This is a genomic window from Rhodococcus sp. MS16, from assembly GCF_013277795.1.
Taxonomy (GTDB): Bacteria; Actinomycetota; Actinomycetes; order Mycobacteriales; family Mycobacteriaceae; genus Rhodococcus_F; species Rhodococcus_F globerula.
Genome location: NZ_VBTM01000012.1, coordinates 32,894 through 51,400 on the forward strand (window position 1 = coordinate 32,894; position 18,507 = coordinate 51,400).

The 18,507-nt window shown below is 61.2% G+C and carries 16 protein-coding genes; 1 reads left to right on the plus strand and 15 read right to left on the minus strand.

Annotation, left to right across the window (positions count from 1 at the left end; genetic code table 11):
* Window positions 1–24: 24 nt before the first annotated feature.
* Entirely contained in the window at window positions 25–1,476 is a 1,452-nt protein-coding gene (locus tag FEZ60_RS24785; RefSeq protein ID WP_172937270.1) for a CoA transferase, read from the plus strand.
* Between the two features lie 83 nt (window positions 1,477–1,559).
* Here the strand turns inward: FEZ60_RS24785 and FEZ60_RS24790 are convergent, their stop codons facing one another.
* From FEZ60_RS24790 to FEZ60_RS24860, 15 genes are all read right to left on the minus strand, one after another.
* Window positions 1,560–2,666 carry an LLM class flavin-dependent oxidoreductase gene (locus FEZ60_RS24790; RefSeq protein WP_172937271.1) on the minus strand — a complete coding sequence of 369 codons (1,107 nt, stop codon included), beginning with the start codon at window positions 2,664–2,666 and terminating at the stop codon, window positions 1,560–1,562.
* A gap of 12 nt (window positions 2,667–2,678) precedes the next feature.
* A complete protein-coding gene (locus FEZ60_RS24795) occupies window positions 2,679–3,179 on the minus strand; it encodes a nuclear transport factor 2 family protein (RefSeq protein ID WP_172937272.1) in 501 nt (166 codons plus the stop codon).
* Window positions 3,176–4,375, minus strand: a complete 1,200-nt coding sequence (locus tag FEZ60_RS24800) for an amidohydrolase family protein (protein WP_172937273.1) — start codon at window positions 4,373–4,375, stop codon at window positions 3,176–3,178. Before FEZ60_RS24800 ends, FEZ60_RS24795 begins: the two co-directional genes overlap by 4 nt.
* A gap of 74 nt (window positions 4,376–4,449) precedes the next feature.
* The gene (locus tag FEZ60_RS24805; RefSeq protein WP_172937274.1) at window positions 4,450–5,292 is read right to left on the minus strand and encodes an SDR family NAD(P)-dependent oxidoreductase; all 843 of its coding nucleotides are present in this window, start codon (window positions 5,290–5,292) and stop codon (window positions 4,450–4,452) included.
* Window positions 5,289–6,296 carry an ABC transporter ATP-binding protein gene (locus tag FEZ60_RS24810; protein WP_172937275.1) on the minus strand — a complete coding sequence of 336 codons (1,008 nt, stop codon included), beginning with the start codon at window positions 6,294–6,296 and terminating at the stop codon, window positions 5,289–5,291. The genes FEZ60_RS24805 and FEZ60_RS24810 overlap by 4 nt, the downstream gene beginning before the upstream one ends.
* Window positions 6,297–6,298: 2 nt before the next feature.
* Entirely contained in the window at window positions 6,299–7,423 is a 1,125-nt protein-coding gene (locus tag FEZ60_RS24815) for an ABC transporter ATP-binding protein (RefSeq protein ID WP_346343407.1), read from the minus strand.
* Entirely contained in the window at window positions 7,420–8,205 is a 786-nt protein-coding gene (locus FEZ60_RS24820; RefSeq protein WP_172937276.1) for an ABC transporter permease, read from the minus strand. The genes FEZ60_RS24815 and FEZ60_RS24820 overlap by 4 nt, the downstream gene beginning before the upstream one ends.
* Window positions 8,206–8,333: 128 nt before the next feature.
* The gene (locus FEZ60_RS24825; RefSeq protein WP_172937277.1) at window positions 8,334–9,317 is read right to left on the minus strand and encodes an ABC transporter permease; all 984 of its coding nucleotides are present in this window, start codon (window positions 9,315–9,317) and stop codon (window positions 8,334–8,336) included.
* A gap of 195 nt (window positions 9,318–9,512) precedes the next feature.
* Complete coding sequence (locus tag FEZ60_RS24830; protein ID WP_172937278.1) at window positions 9,513–11,036, minus strand: ABC transporter substrate-binding protein; 1,524 nt, start codon at window positions 11,034–11,036, stop codon at window positions 9,513–9,515.
* A 471-nt stretch (window positions 11,037–11,507) separates the two neighbouring features.
* On the minus strand, window positions 11,508–12,014 hold the full coding sequence (locus FEZ60_RS24835) for a nuclear transport factor 2 family protein (RefSeq protein ID WP_172937279.1): 507 nt from the start codon (window positions 12,012–12,014) through the stop codon (window positions 11,508–11,510).
* Entirely contained in the window at window positions 12,014–12,781 is a 768-nt protein-coding gene (locus FEZ60_RS24840; RefSeq protein ID WP_172937280.1) for a glucose 1-dehydrogenase, read from the minus strand. Before FEZ60_RS24840 ends, FEZ60_RS24835 begins: the two co-directional genes overlap by 1 nt.
* A gap of 153 nt (window positions 12,782–12,934) precedes the next feature.
* Window positions 12,935–14,410 carry an NAD(P)/FAD-dependent oxidoreductase gene (locus FEZ60_RS24845; RefSeq protein ID WP_172937281.1) on the minus strand — a complete coding sequence of 492 codons (1,476 nt, stop codon included), beginning with the start codon at window positions 14,408–14,410 and terminating at the stop codon, window positions 12,935–12,937.
* A 1,240-nt stretch (window positions 14,411–15,650) separates the two neighbouring features.
* The gene (locus tag FEZ60_RS24850) at window positions 15,651–16,154 is read right to left on the minus strand and encodes a MarR family transcriptional regulator (RefSeq protein WP_172937282.1); all 504 of its coding nucleotides are present in this window, start codon (window positions 16,152–16,154) and stop codon (window positions 15,651–15,653) included.
* 1,504 nt (window positions 16,155–17,658) lie between these two features.
* Window positions 17,659–18,009, minus strand: a complete 351-nt coding sequence (locus FEZ60_RS24855; RefSeq protein ID WP_172937283.1) for a hypothetical protein — start codon at window positions 18,007–18,009, stop codon at window positions 17,659–17,661.
* On the minus strand, window positions 18,010–18,207 hold the full coding sequence (locus FEZ60_RS24860; RefSeq protein ID WP_172937284.1) for a hypothetical protein: 198 nt from the start codon (window positions 18,205–18,207) through the stop codon (window positions 18,010–18,012).
* Window positions 18,208–18,507 lie beyond the last annotated feature (300 nt).

Consider the following 18,507-nt stretch of genomic DNA (forward strand, 5'->3'; position numbering starts at 1 on the left):
CACGCAGACCAGGCAACTTGTTTGATGGCCACCGCGGATTTGCTCGGATTGATGGGTCTACCGACTTCGACGGGTCGCGTCCGGATCACCGGTTCCGAGCAACGAAGCATCGCCCGCCGCCGGATCAGTACGGCGTCCGCGGCTGCTCTGGCGGCGACCGGGGCAGCGACCGCTGAGTACTGGCGACGAATCGGCGGTGACGAGCAGACCGTGACCGTGAATATGCACCGTGCGACACAAGCGCTCTATGTCGGTGCGCACACCAAACGCTCGGACGGCTGGAGACCGACCGCCGGGTACGGCGCGATACAGACCCTCGAACCGATGAACCCGTATTTTCGTACCCACGACGGTCGTTGGATTGATCTGGTCCTCGGGAGCGCGAGGCCCAATCAGGTCGATCGGGTCCTTCAGGTACTCGATTGCGAACGCGACAGCATCGCCAAGGCTGTTGCCAGCCGTGACGGACTGGAGCTCGAAGGAGCAATCCACGCCACCGGGGCGACTGCCGGATTGGTCCGTACCGCCGAGGAATGGCGTGCCACACCACAGGGGCAGCATCTTGACCGGCAGCCGGTGATCCGTGTGGAGCGGATCGGTGACGCACCGCCTCGCCGCAGGACCGCAGCGGATAACGAAAGTGACTGTGCTGGAGTGCTTTCTGGCCTGCGTGTACTGGATGCGACCCATGTAATTGCGGGTCCGATGGTGGCCCGAACGCTCGCCGAGCAGGGCGCCGATGTACTACATGTCACCAGGCCGGTGAATCATGACACCGAGATGTTCCTGCTCGATCTGGGCGTGGGCAAGCGCAATATCGTGATCGACCTGGACGCTGAGGCGGGGCGGGCCGACTTCGGTGACATGGCCGCAACGGCCGACGTCCTGGTTCAGTCGTACCGGCCCGGCGCGCTTGCTGCGCGTGGGTTCTCGCCCGTTGCACTGGCAGAGAGCAATCCCGGAATTGTGGTGGTCCAGGTCAGCTGCTTCGGCGAGACCGGTCCCGACGGACACCGCCGCGGTGTCGACCCCGTGGCGCAAGCCGTGACCGGTCTGGCAGTGGACGAGGCTGATGCAGACGGGCGGCCAATGATGAACCCGATGGTCACCCTCACCGACCCGTTGGTGGGATACCTCGGTGCGTCCGGAGTGATGGCGGCACTGGCCCGTCAGGTCACCGAGGGTGGAAGTTGGCTGGTCAGGGTGAGCCTGGCAGGTAGCGCGATGTGGTTGCAGGATCTCGGATGGTCCGATGCGACCGTCGTGCACGGGCAGTCGCTTTCCCTGGAACATCTGGTCGCTCCTCGCACGGTCCAGTTCGAGTCTCCGCACTTCTCGACAGTCATCTACCTGGCACCGGTGGTCGAGTACTCGGCTACCCCCAGCGGCTGGAGTCGCCCACCGGAACCGGCGACTGTCGGCAAGCCTGAATGGTTATCCGGCGGCGCTGACCGGCCCGAGATGGCGCCGGTCTGAGCACGGTTCGCTCACTGTGAAGCCCCAGCCCTGAGATTTCAGGAGCTGGGGCTTTCTTGGTCAGGAGTCGCCGTACTGCTGGGTTACTGCCCCAGAGCCGCACGTACCTTGGGCAGTACCACCGAGCCCAGCAGGGACTGTGACTGCTCGACCAATGCCTGGCCAACGTCTGGCGACTCCACCGAGATCGTGAAGCGGCGATAACCGAGTTCAGCGATCTCAATCAGACGCTCGGTGACGTAGCTGGCCGGTCCGGCGATCGCGAAGTTGTCGATCACTTCATCGGAGATGACCGAACTCTGCTTGGCGCCGCTGGAGGCATGGCGGTTCATGTCGTAGTTACGACGCAAGTCCTGCAAGTCCTTGGCCAGCTCGGCCGAGGCCGGACCGATCACCTTGTTGTGCATCGCTGCGAAGCGGGCCTGCACGGTCACGATCGGACGTACCATCTGACGCGCCAACTCGCGGTTCTCGTTGACCACCACCACGCAGGACGTGCCCAGAACCGGAACGGCGTCCGGGCGGCGAGTTTCGTCGACTGCGGCGAGAATCAGGTCGCGGGCCCAGGTAAGGCGCTCGGGCGAGGGTCCGACGACTGCCGTGATCTTGTCGGCGGTTCGCGCGGCGATCTGCATCACCTTGGGTCCGCTTGCCGCTACCACGACAGGCACGGGCGTGTATTCGTCCGGCAGCCAACCCAACTTGCTGGTGGTCGGTTTGGTGCCCATCTCCATCTCGTCCAAACCTTTGAGGCCCGAACCGTCCGGCTCGGTGTGCAACGGAACCTCGGCCCCGTTGAGGTATCCGTGCAAATCACGCATATAGCGCTCGAAGTGGCCCAGCGGAGCTGGAGCCAGACCGATGTAGGCCAGGGCCGAGTCGCCGCGTCCGATTCCAACCTCGATGCGGCCGCCCGACTCAAGTTGCAGTGTGGCCAGCGCGCCTGCGGCAACGGCGGCATGTCGGGTGACCGGGTTGGTCACCCAGGTCCCGAGCTTGATTGTGGAGGTGACCTCAGCTGCCCGGGTGAGAAAGATGTAGGGGTCGGGGGCCAGACTCTGGGAGTCGCCCGCGGTCATCCCGTCCCAGCCTTCGGCCTCCAACTGCGCAGCAAGCGTCCCTGCCGTGTAGAGCCGGGGCGGTGAGACTCTCCAAAACTGCAGAGGTTGGTCGTTCTTGGCGTCAGTCAACTTGCTTGCTCCCTATCGCGATGTGTCGAGCCGGTCATTGCTCAATGTGGGGCCGGCATCACCAACGGCCTCAACGAAGGTCCGGGAAGCTGTCTTGTCGAGCACAGTCTCAAGTCGCCGGAGCCGCAGACCACCCTCGAACATCGTGGCCTCCCCAGCGATCCGGGCGGAAACGAGCGGCTGGGCTCCCCGCTGCTCGTCGACTTTGCTGTGCACGGTGTTACCCGCGAAGGTCACCGACGTCCGGTCAGCCGAGATCACCCAGAAGTTGGTGAGGTGATGGCGAATCGGAAAGGGTCCGTCCATCCGATGGTGGCCCCACCAGTCACGCACCAGATCCAGACCCTGTACATCGGAGGCGATGGCCGACTCGTTGACAGCACGCCCCGAGTCACTTCGGGAGATGACCCTGAAGTCTGGATGCAGAACAGCAAGGAGAGGCTCCAGCTCGGCCTCGTCGTAGTGGATCCACCACTGCGAGAGCAGCGCTCTGACCGAGGATTCGGTGATCATTGCAGTGGGTCGCCGATCCGCTCGAAGACGTCCAGGATGTTCGAGCGGTAGAACATCTCCTTACCTTCCTGCGTGCCGCGGGTCGCGAACATTTCTTCGTAATGCTCAGTGGGGCGATCACTGCCCTCGAAGTGTGGGTAGTCCGAGGAGTAGACGCCCACTTCGGGGAACTCGGCAAGCATCTCCATGGGGTCGAACGCCGGTGTGGGTAGCGGAGAGACCCGGACCTGACGTCGGATGTATTCACTCGGCTTGAGATCGGCCGTGTATCCACCGGCCACGATGGCCTTGGAGACTCCCGGCACCGTGATCTGGTCGAGACGCTTGCCGAGCGGCGCTACCCAGTCGATGCCTTGCTCTGCCATCACCACGTTGAAGTTCGGGTGCCGGTCGAAGTGGCCACTCATGATCCACGCAATTAGCCAGGTCTCGGCGGTCTGGGATGGGAAGCTAGTGGACAACACGCGCAGCACCATCGGATCCTTGATGCGCGCCCACCCAGGATGGAATGTGCGCTGAGCGAGTCCCACGTGGATCAGTCCCGCCATACCAAGATCCGCCGCCGCATCCCACACACGGTCGTACATGGGGTCGATCGGGGCGACGTCGTTCACCGGCTCGGCATTGAGAAGGAAGAAACGGCTTCCCCGCTCCCGCATCCTGGTGAGTTCCTTGACGCACCAGTCCGGGTCCTCGTACCGCAGTGTGGTGGTCGGGATCATTCGATCCAGCTGGTCTGCGCAACGATCCGCCATCCAACCGTTGAGCGCCTCGAGCGTCTCCATGCCGAGCTCGGCATCCTCGATTGCACGCGAGAGCGTCATCACCATCCCCGAGATGACGTTCATCAGGCTGATGCCCTGCTCATCCATCCACGCAATGCGGACAGCAGGGTCCACGAACTCGGGATTCTGGGTGGCGCCGCGGTATCCGGCTGCTTCAGCATCTGACTTGGTGACGTCGAAGACGAGGTTGCAGTGCGGGGTGACTAGCTCGGAGATCGGCATCCGATGCTCCGGGGCCACGTGGCGGAGCAGGTCATCGCTCAACATGAACGCGAAGTGTTCGGCCGCTGCCAGTGCGAATCGCGGGTCGGACTCCGGGTACTTTTGGGGCAGCCGTACCTTGAGTCGCGGAAACTCGTCTAGCCAGTCGACGGTGGGCTCGAAGTGCGCGTCCACATCAATGATCGTCATCGAGTTTGACCTTCCAGGGCCACCGGCCCAGTTCATCCGAGCGCCCATTTCGCCGCCGGCCTGTTTGGATTGAGTTACTTCGGCGCTGTGGGAAGCTCCACTCGTACGCCGGTGGTGATCGCATCGGCGCGTTCCTGCACCCGACGCAATGACGACTCAGCGTTCGTGTGGATCCACAAATCGTCGGAGGCAAGTCCGGCGAAAAGAATCGCTGCCGCCTCCTCCGGCTCCAAACCGTCACGGACGTTGCGTCTTTGCATCGCCTCACGCTGACGCGCTCCGGGACCGTCGCAGTCCGAGGCGTCGGCCGACAGGAATATTTGGGAGCGCACAGTGAGCGGAATGAAGGCCGCCGCTTTGAGATGCGGTGCAAACTCACGGAACTCCATGTCAAGGGATTCCACCAGACCGAGCAGCGCATGCTTGCTAGCCATGTACGGTGCCATCAAGCCTCGCGCGCCAAGGCCTCCGGTCGAGGAGACGACGACGACGTGGGCCTCCTTGGTTCCGGCAACGAGCCGCGGTACGAATGCACGGATCCCGTGGAACACTCCCACGACGTTGATATCCATCAGCCGTTGAAATGTCGCGGGTGTGTGCTCCCAAAGCAGCCCGTGTGATTCGATGCCAGCGTTGTTCACCAGCACGTCGACGTGCCCATAATCCTCGAAGACCTTTCGTGCCAGCTCCTCCATCGCGGGGTAGGAACACACGTCGACTTCGTGTGCCTCCGCCGACCCACCACTCGCCACGATGCTCTCGGCTGCTGCGTCCGCCGCGGCGCCATCGACATCTGCGATCACGACGTGAGCTCGCCGACCAGCGGCGTAGCCGACCAGACCGCGACCGATTCCCGCTGCAGCACCAGTGACGACCACGACCTTGCCCGCAAGCTGGTCAGATGCAATATTGTTCATGCGCTGACCTCGACTCCGATGGCCACCGCTTCGGGCCTCCGGTGCGACCCCGTAGGCACAGTGGGGAAATGGCAGGCGACTTGGTGGGTCTCACCCAAACTCGCCATGGCCGGTTCCTGGCTGGAGCAGATGTCCTGGACGAGAGGACACCGCGTGCGGAACCGGCAGCCGCTCGGCGGGTTCAGGGGCGACGGCGGGTCGCCGTCGATCGACAAGGGCTCGAGCCGTTGCTCCGGGTCCGCCTGGGGTATCGAGGCGAGCAATGCCTGGGTGTAGGGATGGGCCGGGGCTGAAAACAACTCATCCGACGTGCCGATCTCTACCACCTTGCCCAGGTACATCACCATGATCCGGTCTGCCACGCTCTTGACCACAGCAAGGTCATGGGCGATGAACAGCACACCGATGCCGAGCTCAGCCCGTAGGTCCTCAATCAGGTTGAGCACCGTAGCTCGTAGCGAGACATCCAGCGACGACACCGGTTCATCGCAGACAAGTAACCGCGCACCCGCCACGAGCGCCCGGGCAATCGCCACCCGTTGGCATTGGCCCCCAGATAGCTCGGAAGGACGTCGATGCGCGTAGTCGGCCGGGTTGAGACCAACAGCGCCGAGCATCTCATCGGCCTTAGCTTTGCGTTCGGCCTTGCTGCCGATTCGCCAAATGTTCAGCGGTTCCATGACGATGTGCCGCACGGTGTGGCGGGGATTCAGCGATGAGATCGGGTCCTGAAAGACCATCTGCATCTCCGGGCGCAGGCGGCGGACCGCTTCGCGGCTCATCGCAGTGAGCTCACGGCCGGCAAAATCAACGGTTCCCGAATTCGGCGGTGGCGACTGGAGGATTGCCCGTGACATCGTTGACTTTCCGCAGCCGGACTCGCCGACGATGCCGATAATCTCGCCCTCGGCCTGCTCGAAGCTGACGCCGGAAACAGCCTGCACCACACCCCCGCGGGCGGGGTATGTGACATGCAGGTCATCGACTGTTAGCAACGTTCCCATATTCAAGACTCCGAACTGGCGCTCAGGCTGCCGGCGGCTGCCTCGGGTGTGGCTTGCGCCGCGACTGCGGCGGTGTACTCGGGTGATCCGACCGGATACCAGCATCGGACGAGATGCTCAGGGTCCTCCGTCAGAGGAAGCAAGGGCGGCTCGACTTCGCGACACTTGTCAGCGGCAGCAACACACCGGCTGGCGAACCGGCACCCACTGCCTGGATTGGCCAGGTTGGGTGGGTATCCGGGAATGGACTTGAGCCGGGTGTGACTGGGCCGGTCCACGGCAGGAAGCGCATCAAGAAGTCCGCGCGTGTACGGCATCTTCACGTCGGCAAACAGCTTCGCTGTAGGTGCAGATTCGACCACTCTCCCGGCGTACATCACCATGATGTGGTCTGTGCGAGTGGCCACTACACCCATGTCATGGGTAACCAGCACCATTCCCATGTCCAACTCGGTTTGAAGCTTGCTGAGCAGGTCGAGAATCTGGCGCTGGACTGTGACGTCCAGAGCTGTGGTCGGTTCGTCCGCGAAGAGCAGGCTGGGGTTTCCTGCCAGGGCGATGGCAATTCCGACGCGCTGGCGCATGCCCCCGGACAGATGGTGCGGGTAGGCATTTCTACGGCTCTCGGGGTCTGAGATTCCCACGTTCCGTAGAAGTTCAAGGGCGCGCGCCTTGGCGTCGGTCCGGGAAATCTGGGAATCGTGTCGCCGGATCGTCTCCTCCAACTGGCGGCCGATCTTGGTTACGGGATTGAGGCTGGTGAGAGGATCCTGGAGCACCATTGCCATCTCGGATCCCCAAAGCCGCTGGCTCTCCTTCCGCGGCAAGTTGACCAGGTCCCGACCCTTGTATTTCACGACGCCCGTGCGTCGGAGGGTCAGTCCTTGGTACAGGATGCCCATGATCGAACGGGAAAGCACGGACTTTCCCGAACCGGACTCCCCTACCACTCCCAAGCTTTGCCCACGGCGTAAGGACAGGCTGACTCCAGCGCACGCTGTCACCTCACCCGACGAGGTGAGGAATGTCGTAGTGAGATTCTCGACCCGAAGAAGGTCATCGGTGTCGACATCATCAGAGTCGGACTGAGGCACGTTCAGCTCCACCGTCAGTTGGCTCGTCGTCACAAGACGACCTCCGTCCTCTTAGGACCACGCGACCGCAAGTGATCGCCGATCAGGTTGAAAGCTGCAACAGTGATGAACAGCGTGATCGCAGGAATTGCGACCATCATGGGGTCGGTCGTCAAACGACTGCGACTCTGGGCGATCATGCTTCCCCAACTGGGCGTGGGCGCCGGAACTCCGAAGCCGAGGAAACTGAGGGCGCCCTCACCTACGATCACCACTGAGATCACGACGACCGCATACGAAAGCACGGAAGGAAGCACGTTGGGGGCGATATCGCGCATCAGTACCCGGAACGGACGGGCTCCCGCCATCTCAGCGGCCCTCACGAAGTCGCGCCGTGACCAGGCCATCGCGTTGGCCCTGGCCAGTCGTGTGAAGGTTGGAATCATCGTGAGACCGAGTCCGAGAACCAAGGTGGTCAGGCCCGGTCCGCGCACTGCGACGAGCACCATCAGCAGGACAATGCTCGGGAAGGCGAGGACCAGATCGGTAATCGCGCTGATCACGCTGTCGGCCCAGCCCTTGAAGTAGCCGGCGATCAGGCCGAAGAGCAGCCCGATCGTCATTCCCAGTAAGACCGCAGCGAATCCCACGGTCAACGAAGACCGTGCCCCATAGATAAGGCGCGCAAGCACGTCGCGGCCGTAGGTGTCGGTGCCGAGCCAATGGGCCGCACTCGGGCCTGCGGCGATCGCGTCGGTGTCGGGGACGATCGGCGACTGTATCGGCAGCAACGGTGCCGCGTAGGCGAGGACGGTAAGTCCCACGATCCAGGCCACAGCGACGACGAGTCCGATGCGACGACCGAGGTCCTCAGTACGCCACTTTGGACGTACTTTTGTTGAAGGAGCAGTCGTACCCGAAGGAGCAGCGACCGAGGGGGGAGCCGTCTTGGTCAGGATCGTCATCAGGCACGCACCCTTGGGTCGAGGAATAAGTAGATGAGGTCGATCAACGCGTTAACCACGACATAGATCACCGCAATGACAGCAACCAGTGCTTGGATCATTACGAAGTCGCGGGCCGTCACTGAGTCGACCAGGAGGCGGCCCAACCCAGGCAGCGCGAAGATGGTTTCGATCACGACAGCGCTACCAATGAGGCGAGCGGTGTTGATGCCAGCCAAAGTGACCATGGAGAAGGATGAGGGTCGGAGCATCTGGCGGACCAGGATGTTGAAGGAACTCATCCCCTTCGCCTGAACTGCGAGCACGTACTCTTCACCCAGCGATGTTCGAAGGTCGTTACGAAGTAGTCGTAAGTAGACCGCAGCAGGCTCCATCGCGAGCGCCAAAGCTGGGAGCGCCATGTACTTGAGATTTTCGCTCGGGCTTTCCGCGAACGGGACGAAGCCCGAGGCCGGCAGCCAGCCGAGGCTGACCGAGAAAAAGTAGATCAGGCCCAGCGCGAGCACAAAATGTGGGATCGAGATCCCTCCGAAGGCCCATAGAGACGTGATCTTGTCCAGCCAGCCGTCGGGTCGGTAGGTGACCCAGAGTGCCAGCACGATAGCGACCCCGAGGGCGAACACCTGGACCAGAACCATCAGCTCGATCGATACGGGCAGGCGTTCCATCAACGCGTCCCAGACTGGCTCACCGGTCCGATACGAAGTGCCTAGGTCACCATGGAGTGCGGCCGCGAGCCAGTCCCAGTACCGCGCGAGTACGGACTTGTCGAGTCCAAGATCAGCACGAACCACCGCGACCTGTTCGTCGCTGGCCGTGTCGCCCAAGATCGCTCGTGCGGCATCGCCCGGCAAGAAGCTGAGCATCACAGACACCAGGAAGGTCACACCGAGCAGGACGCCCGTCAGGTGAAAGACCTTTTTGAGGGTGAAGGTGACCCACAGTGGCAGTGCAAGCCGGGGCCACACCATCGCAGGTCTCACGCGTGTCACCGCTGACTTCGTTTGGACAACCATTGTCCACTGCTCCGTTCATGCTCGTTGCGCCATTGCGGGGGCCGCGCTCACGTACTCCGATGGCCACAGGCCCGGGTCACTTGTATGGCGCGCACAGGCGTTCGCCTGAAGGTGAAAGGCCCGGATGGTGGCCGCCGAAGACGGCCACCATCGAGACGTTGTTCAGCCCTGAAGCTTGGTCGAATCCAGATAGATCAGGGAACTACCCTTGTAATCACTCCCACCGGCGCCCACGAAACGAGCTTTCTGAGTGGCGTAGACGGGGTTGTACGCGCTGACCCACAGCAGCAGAGACTCATCGGCAACGATCTGCTGGACGTCCTGCCATGCCGCCGACCGAACCTGCGGGTCGATCGCCGCACGAACCTCGGCCAGCTTCTCGTCCAGGCCCGGCACCGTGGTGCGGTACGCGTTGTTCGGCGACTTCGAGTTCAGGCGGTTCCAGTAAGCCGGGAACGGTCCTTGCGCGGTGCCGTTCACCTGGATGTCGAAGTCGCCTCCGACAGTCTTGGTGGCAAGCGTCGAGACGTCGACAGACTCGGATGTGGCCTTCAGGCCGATCGAGTTCAAGCGATCGAGGAAGTAATCGGTCCCGACGTAGCCGGAGATGACCGTCACAGTCACGTTCGGATCCCCGCCGTCCGCAAGGTACTCGGCAACCAACTTCTTGGCACCTTCCTCGTCGTACTTCGGATAGACACCCTTGAGGCAGTCAGGCGAGGAGATGGCGAACGGCAAGCACTCCAGGTTGCCGTTCCACTCGCCGTTGTACAGCACTTTCGCAGTGACCTTCGGATCGAAAGCCTTCCACAGCGCCTCGCGCACCCTTTTGTCCTTGGTGGGACCACGGTCATTGTTCAAGAACAAGGCCATACCACCGACGACCTCCTTGTCGAAGACCGTGATCGCCCCGTTGTCCAGCTGCGGGATCGCAGCCCGTTCAACAGGCGAGAAGTTGAGATTTCCACTGAGCATCGCATTGCTACGGGCGTCGGCGTCCGGCAGCGGTCGCCACACAACCTTGTCCAGATAGGGTTTGCCCGCGTCCCAGTAGCCGCGGTTGGCGTCCATGAGGGTTTCATTGTCCCGCGCCCACTTCGTGAGAACGAACGGGCCTGCGCCCACCGGTGCGTTTCCGAACGTCTTGGGATCCTGGAGCGCCTTCGGCGACCCGATGACGCCGGCGGCTCCAGCCAGGGTGATCGGCAGAGAACCGTCCGGGGTTGGCGAGATGATCTCCAAGGTCGACGCGTCGACAACCCTAAGAGTCATACCGGCGAGGTACGGCTTGGCGACGGAGACACTGTCGGCAGCGAGATGGCGTTCGAGATTGAACTTCACCGCCTCGGCATCGAATGGCTCACCGTCGGTGAAGGTGACGCCGTCCCGGAGCTTGAGCGTCCAGGTTTTGCCGTCGCCGGATTCAAAAGACTGCGCCATGTACGGGTAGACCTCGCCGGTCCGGTCGTCGATGGACATCAGGCTGCCCATTACCGCGACCGCACGCTCCAGGCCCACGCCTGGGTAGGTCACCTTGACCGGGTCGTAGCTGGCCATTTCGCCGTAGACTGCCGCTGTCAGGGTCCCGCCGTCGACATCGGCGCCCGCTCCGGCGTCAGATCCCGACACACCTCCGCAGGCAGCAGCACCGAGCATGACCACCGCGAGGGCTGCCGCGATTTTCAAGCGGCCCCACCTTGCACTGTTTACAAGCATCTGTTCCATCCTCATTCGGCGTGATTGCCATCACACGAATACTGACTGACATGACCTTAATAGTCAAGGCCCCTAAACAATCTGCATGCGTTATTTCATTGGACCCTGAATGCTCAACCCAAGCGCTCAGACAGTGTGGTTAGCGCCCAAGATTGCACCCAAAAACTCAAGCGGCAGGTAGGGAAACAAAGCGCGCAGCTGTTCGTTGCATTGGGCGTGGCGCATCCACCGACGTTCGTTATCAAACCTCAGCAGGATCTGGCCTTATGGCCAATGTCAGAAGTTCAGCGTCACTGAGTACGATCGCGGCCTCGTCTCGAACGGGACTACACAACATGATCCTCGCTGAGGACTTATCCGTTCGGTCTGGAGGAGTTCTTTGGTCACATATTGATCGTGAAACCCTCCGCTTGCTCCTCTTCGCCGACGCATTTCAAAGAGTCAAAAGACGTTGGAAGCGCCCAGAACTGCGCCCAACAACTCACGTGCAGACGCCGATCCGTCTAGGACGTCGATGCTCCGGTCCTGGACCTTCCAGGCACCATCCACGCGTCTGAGCATCCAACGATTGGCGGAGACGCGACGCGGCTCCCATAGTTCCGTCTCGGTCGAGTGGATGGCCAGTACGGTGTAGTTGACGGCGACCGCGCGGTCACCATCGACCTCGATATGCGGTGGCGTCATCAGATGGGCGCAACCGGCCGCCATGTACTCCAGATGACGACCTTCGGCCACCACTTTGCGCACCTGATCGCTGCCCACGAATGCGCGGGCGCCGACGTTGTACACACCATCAGGAAGGAAGCGGTTGGCAAAGGCATCGGCAGCGCCGGAGTCGCAAGCCGGGCCGATGAAGGCGATCAGCTGGGTGATGTCTCGGTGGTCCTCGAGTTCACCGACACGGCCCTCGAGTAGTTCCAGGCGAGCCAGCAGTGCGTGGTCAGACATCAGGGTCGTCCTCCAGATAGTAGTAGGGTCGCGCCGCTCACCCAGGTGGCGGCGTCAGAGGCCAGAAACAGCGCGCAGTGCGCTGCATCGTCTGGCAAACCGAATCGCTTGAGCGGCACGGTGGCTAGAAAATTGGTCCGTAGTGTCTCGTCATCGAGAATGCGGTCCATGTTGGAAGTTGCGACACCTCCGGGAGCGATCGCGTTGACCCGGATCCCGTGCTCGCCGAGTTCCATGGCCCACGCCGTCGTCAGCGTCTGAATGGCCGACTTCGAGGCACAGTAAATTCCCAGCGAGGGGTTCGGGCTGGCGGCGAGACGCGACGACATGTTGATGATGACACCGCCACCTTGTTCACGCATGGACTCGGCTGCAACCTTGGCGAGCACGGTCGGTCCGATCACATTGAGTTCGAAGATTTCACGCGCAGCCTTGGCCGAGGTGTTGAGCAGCGTCTCGCTGCCCCCCTCGATATACGTTCCACCGCCACCGGCGTTGTTGACCAAGATGCCGATCGGTCCCAATGCCTTGTCAGCATCCGCAAAAAGCCGCTCATTGCCCTCTGGCGTAGAGGTGTCCGCCTGTATCACGTGGGCACGTACGCCATGTGACGCGATCTCGGCTTCGACTTCACGCAGTAAATCAATCGAACGGGCAGCGATTGCCACATCCGCGCCAGCCTTGGCAAACGTCACGGCAATGGAACGACCGATACCTTTGCTGGCACCTGTGACCAAAGCTGTTTTTCCTCTGAGATTGAGTTCCATGGACTCTCCTGTTCAGTGCGCGCGATCAGCGGGCAGGGTTTCTTGTCGCGTGCACAGCACGCGGGACGAACGCAACTCCACAGCATGCGGGCAAACCCGCTCGCACCCATTGAATCGGTGCCGTGCAACCGGGCAGCCATGCATGGGCTGCGGTCACCGACGTCCGCGCATGACCGAGCGGCGAAGCAACTTATGTAGCAACCAGAAACTGATCATGCCGTCGCCCCACTGGGTAACGATTCGGCCGTCCGGGCCCTTCATGTAGTTGTTGGACGTCGCCCAGGCTGTCTTGCTCAGTCGTTGCTGGAGCACCTGGTTGTACTTGCGGACCACGGACTCGCGGACCTCCAGGGAACGCCAACCATGTTTCGCCAGGCGCCGCACGTCGGCAACGATGTGGTCGGCCTGCAATTCGTGATGCACAAGGATCGGACCGCCATTGGTGTTGGGGCCGTAGAGCATATAGAAGTTGGGGAACTCGTCCACGGTCATACCGAGGAAGGCGTACGCCGAGTCGCGCCATTTGTCAGCAAGCTGTCGGCCACCGCGGCCGATCACTCGAAGCGTCGACAAGTACTCAGAGGCCTTAAATCCGGTGGCCATGATTATTACGTCTGCTTCATACTCATCCCCGCGCGCACTGACCACGCCACCACGAAGGATTTTGTTTACCGACGAGTCGACCAAGTCGACATTGTCGCGCAACAAGGTGGGATAGTAGGTGCTCTGCAGAATACGACGCTTTCCGGAGTACGGATACTTCGGTGTCACCTTCTCCCGTAGGTCGGGGCGATCCTTGAAGGTGGTGTTGATGTAGTCGCGCGCTCTGGCCTCTGCGCGTACGTTCCGCTTACTGCCGGTCTCATGCACTGCACCGCCGACATACGCCCACTGAGTGCGAGCGAGGATTCTGAGGCGGCTCAGTCGATAGTTCCAGGGCTTGGCATTGTTGATCCGCTCTGCCTCGGTGAAGTCGCGCTCCCCCTTGGGCAAAATCCAGCCAGGCTCGCGAATGAAAATGGTCAGATTTTCCGCCACAGCCGCAACTTCCGGCGCGATTTGGGTCGCTGTAGAACCGTTGCCAACCAGTGCGACCTTCTTGCCTGTCAGATCCAAGTCGTGGCGCCACCACAGCGTGTGAAACGCTTCGCCGTCGAACTCGTCCAACCCGGGCCACGCAGGAATATTCGGGTCGCCGAGAAATCCGACTGCACTGACCACGAAGTTGAATTGTTCGACAGTGCCGGCATCTGTAGTCACCTGATAGGTACCGTCGGCGTCGTTCCACTCCACCTGTTCGACTCGGGTCGAGAACTGGATGTGGGGACGCAGACCGAAATCGTCAACCAACTCTTCGATGTACTCGAGCAGTTCACCTTGCGTGGCGTGTGTACGCGACCAACTGCGCGGATAAAACGAAAGGGAGTACAGCACCGAGGCGACATCCACCTCGCACCCCGGATAGGTGTTGCGCCACCAAGTTCCGCCAGGACCAGGCTCGGCCTCGAAGACTACGAACTCAACACCCGCCCGTTTGAGCTTCACCGCCGTGACCAGTCCGCCGAAACCGGCACCGATCACCGCCACTCGTACGGGTCGACTCCGCTTGCTCTGACGCACGATCTTCATTCGACCATATTAATCACATTTAGTTCGGATAGTAAATAGTTTGGTACCTTCACTTTAAATACTTCCGCTTTCATTCCCCGAATGCGATACCGACAACCGCTGAAGGTTGCGACTAGCAGGGTTCACACAGAAGCAGTGGCATGACAAGACCTGTCGTACGAGGCGCTGGCGAGCGGTTGATCGACCGAGCGCAACTCGGGACCAACTCTTGTGGGCGCCCACAAGAGAACATCTGCACGATCATTCAAACGGTGAAGGTATCCAAACCCGCCTCGATATTGCCGTTCGCGAGTTAGGAATCGGTAGCGAGAAAATTCCTCGCAGCCCACGTGATCGTTCAAGACGAACTCGCTGATCACGTCGAAATCAAGATCAGACCCGATCAAGGAGTCGCGGGCGAATACCTTCGGCGGCAGTCATGGAACTGCGGTAGCAGACTGCAGATCTGCTTGGGATGGGCGTTCTCGCAATCGATGAATTTCTGTGTGCAAAAGTTCCGGGTTGTTAGCTGGCAATGCAACAACTTTGCGCACTGCAATCTCCTTCAAATGGATACTGGGAGCCCGACCGTATCCCGACCGGCGAGACGTCAGCCGACGCCTCCCGCCCATCGGGAGGCGTCGGTACCGATGCACACCGACCAGTTATGATCGGCTCGCCGGTCCAGCACCAAGTACGATCCGCAGGTCGCGTGCAGTTTAGATCCGGTCCACCTAGGCACCGCAACCTCATGTCACCTTCACGGAACAGTCAATAGATGCGATGGAGAATCAGATGCGAGGTGAACATGAGCATCGAACCGACCACGTTTACACCAATCACATGAGGTGCCCTAGGGCAGTCGGCCGAGGTCGGCCACAGTTGTTACACGCGATCGGCATATCCTCCGGGTGTCAACAAATCCGGCCAACCTATCTGGATTCTCCGCGCGAACACCGACTCCGACGAGCATCCACTCTGGCTTGCCGCACCGCTGCTAGTCGACTATAAAATCAGATTCTGGCCTGACACAACCCTGGCTACACCACTCGAAAACCGTTTAGGACGGCACCTACCGGCTGCCGGGGAACTAATATTGCAGCGGATTGGCCTGCCGGACTCACCAACAGCTCAATCACACGCGTTGGTGCTACGCAAGAGCCGCAAGTAACACCACAACGCTCGGCGTCGGCAGGATCGACCGTGGACTGGCCTCGGCACCTGAGCGGCCAAGCGGTTCCAATTCAGTAAAGAACCCGACTCAGGGTGCTCCGTCATCGCCACCCTGAACACGTTGGTTAATCAGGCTGTTGTATGCCGGATAATAGAGCACTTCAAGAATTTCCTCAAACGCGCCACGTTGCACATCACTCAGCGGAGACAGCAACTCCTCAGCTACCTGGATGCGGATTCGCTCACCTTCTTCCACCATCTCCTTGCCCAATGTGGTGAGAACCAACTTCACCGTCCTACGATCCCGCTCATTCGGCGCACGCTCCAGCAGAGATCTTTTGACAAGCGCCTCAACCGTTTCCGAAATCGCCGGAGCCGTCACACCGAAGACTCGACCGAGTTCGGTTGCCGACGTCATTCCAGAGTGCACGTGCCGCAAGGTCCGCATCTGCCTATAGCTCAGGGACAGACTCTGGAGCGCGCGACCTTCATGACGCACTGCGACCTGGGAAAGCAACAAGAACCGACGCCCCGCATCCAGTTCATCGAACTGCGCGCCATCGCGCGGCACCCCCGACATATCGTCCGTCATTTTATCTCGCACCCCATCATCTCGGTCAGCCCCTTAACAGTAAGGTCACTGACCTTACTCGGATACAAGCATCGGCGTAAGAACAGTCCGAATCGATCTCAGGTCGACTGGGCTCGCTCAAGCCCACCACACCCTGAACGACAACTATTCGAAGCATCCTGACGTCGACCGATGGCCAAACTAGCGTCACCGCAACCTCAAACAAAGCGATCTCAAAGATCACCGAACCGGCGTGGAAGAAATTCTGGAATGACAGAAGCCACCTCGGGCCGAGCCTCCATCTCGGCGCGATCCTGATCAGATCAGGCCCGACCAGCACTTCGGCAACCGGACATTCCGCAGCATCGAAGACAATGGGGCATTGTCAACTTAAGTGGGCTTGATTAAAAGAAACAGCGGCGTTGGCCGTTTTGGGAGTATGCGGTGATGTAACCCATTAAGGGTCGTTCACGTCTCGGGAAGCAACACCGCTCGCGGTGACTCCTGCGAGACCGCGAATCGGTCGGCTGGCTCGGTGCGCCGCTCAGGCGCGGTCAGTCAATGCCGGCAGCCGGAATCGCGGCGAAATACCCCAAAAAGCGGAGAGGCTGAGACTCGAGGCCAGATCACAATCGGTTTGGTCGCCACCACCGAGACACTCACCACAGAGATCGTCCCGATCGAGGCACAGATCCGAAAGCTATTCGACGCACATCCCGATCAGAAGCTCTTCGCGAGCCTGCCGCGGTCCGGGATGGTGTGAACGACGGTCGAAAACTAGTCCACCCCGACCCGCCAGGTAATCCAAGACTGCACTCCCACAGAACTATTCGAGTCGCCGCTAACCTCAAGCCACGTCACCTGTTGCTGCAACAATGACTAGAACCCGTCCCGTCGTTTCTAGACTAGTTTCCAACCGTCTCAACAGATGGTCCGTGCAGCAACCTTCTGGCCGAGATCGGGGACTGCCGCGAACGGTCCCCGCCCGATGACACCTTGGCGGCGCTCGCCGGCGCCTCACCCTCGACTTCGGCTATCCGACAAGCAAACACGAACAAATAGTGTACCGATGGTCGTGCAATAAGAAGTTTCGCAGAGCGGTCAGGGATTTCGCTAGCGGCAGCTGCCTCGCCGATGAGTGGGCGATGCAAGTGGACCGGCGGGCCATCGCCCGAGGATGCCATAGCACCCTCACGCCATCCGAATCCTTGCACATGCCTGGATCCGCACCATCTGGCGCTGCCGGCACGACGAAATCCCTTTCAGCCCGCAACCACACGAGAGCCGAAGGCTCTCAGCTGCTTGACATATCTGTCAAGACACCAAGATTGAATATTCAGTGGCGAGTGTCCGGAACAGCGCTTCCAGTCTCGAGAGCCGGTCTGTTCGTCTCTGGTTCACCACCCGCCGGATCGTGTCCCCGGCGGCGGGTGCAGGGCGCCCGGCTGCGCCGTGGCGAACAGCTTAGGGTGACGAACCCTGCGAGTATGAAATGTCCACCGAGCCGGGTGACGAGAGTTTCGTCTTAGCCGGCGGCGGTAGCGCGTCGGCGGATCGATGCCCCGAACAATGTTGTGGTGGAGAGGATTCCCTTCTTGGCGATCGACCGGAACAACGGTGAGTCAGGCGAGGCGGGCGGGACTGCGCCGCGGGAAGGATACGAGTCGAATGCCGGGGCTGTGCGCAGCAATCGGATCAATTCGGTCCGACCGCCATACGCCGTGGCGAACGGCAGTGTTTTGACCGCGCCGGTACCGTTCTGGTCAGTCTTCGACCAACGCACACGAACGGGCGGCCCGTCGAGACGGTGCACAGATACGTCACCGCGGTTGAGGCCGACGAGTTCGCTGCGCCGGAATGCGCCCGCGAATCCCATCTACAACAGAGCTGCGTCGCGGCGTTCGAGGACTTCGCTGGCCCAGCCGATAACAGCTTCTCGGGCTTGCGCCACGATGGTAACGAGGTCGGAGGTCAGCAGCGGAGAGAACTGTTGACGCGGCCGATCGCCCACCGCGGCGTAGCTTCGGCGGATCCCGGACAGGGTCGCTTTGACGATCGGATCCGCTATCGGCATCGGGTATCTGGCCACCTGGTGCCGCTGGTCATCGCAGCCACCCACCGCGAGACCGTTCCCAGCGCATACGCCCGGTGCCCGGTGTCGGCGAGTGGGCCGGCGGCATTGGTCGGGTAAGCCGCGATGACCAGCGGATCCGCCAGCTACTCCTGGTGCCCGTGAAGCGTGCACCAGATATCGAATAGTCGCCAATCCGTCGCGTACGCCCGCACGGTGCTCGGGGACTTCGACTCCGCCACTGACCGCGCGATACGGGCCCGAACATCTTCCGACACCACAGGTTCCGGATGTCGGGAATTC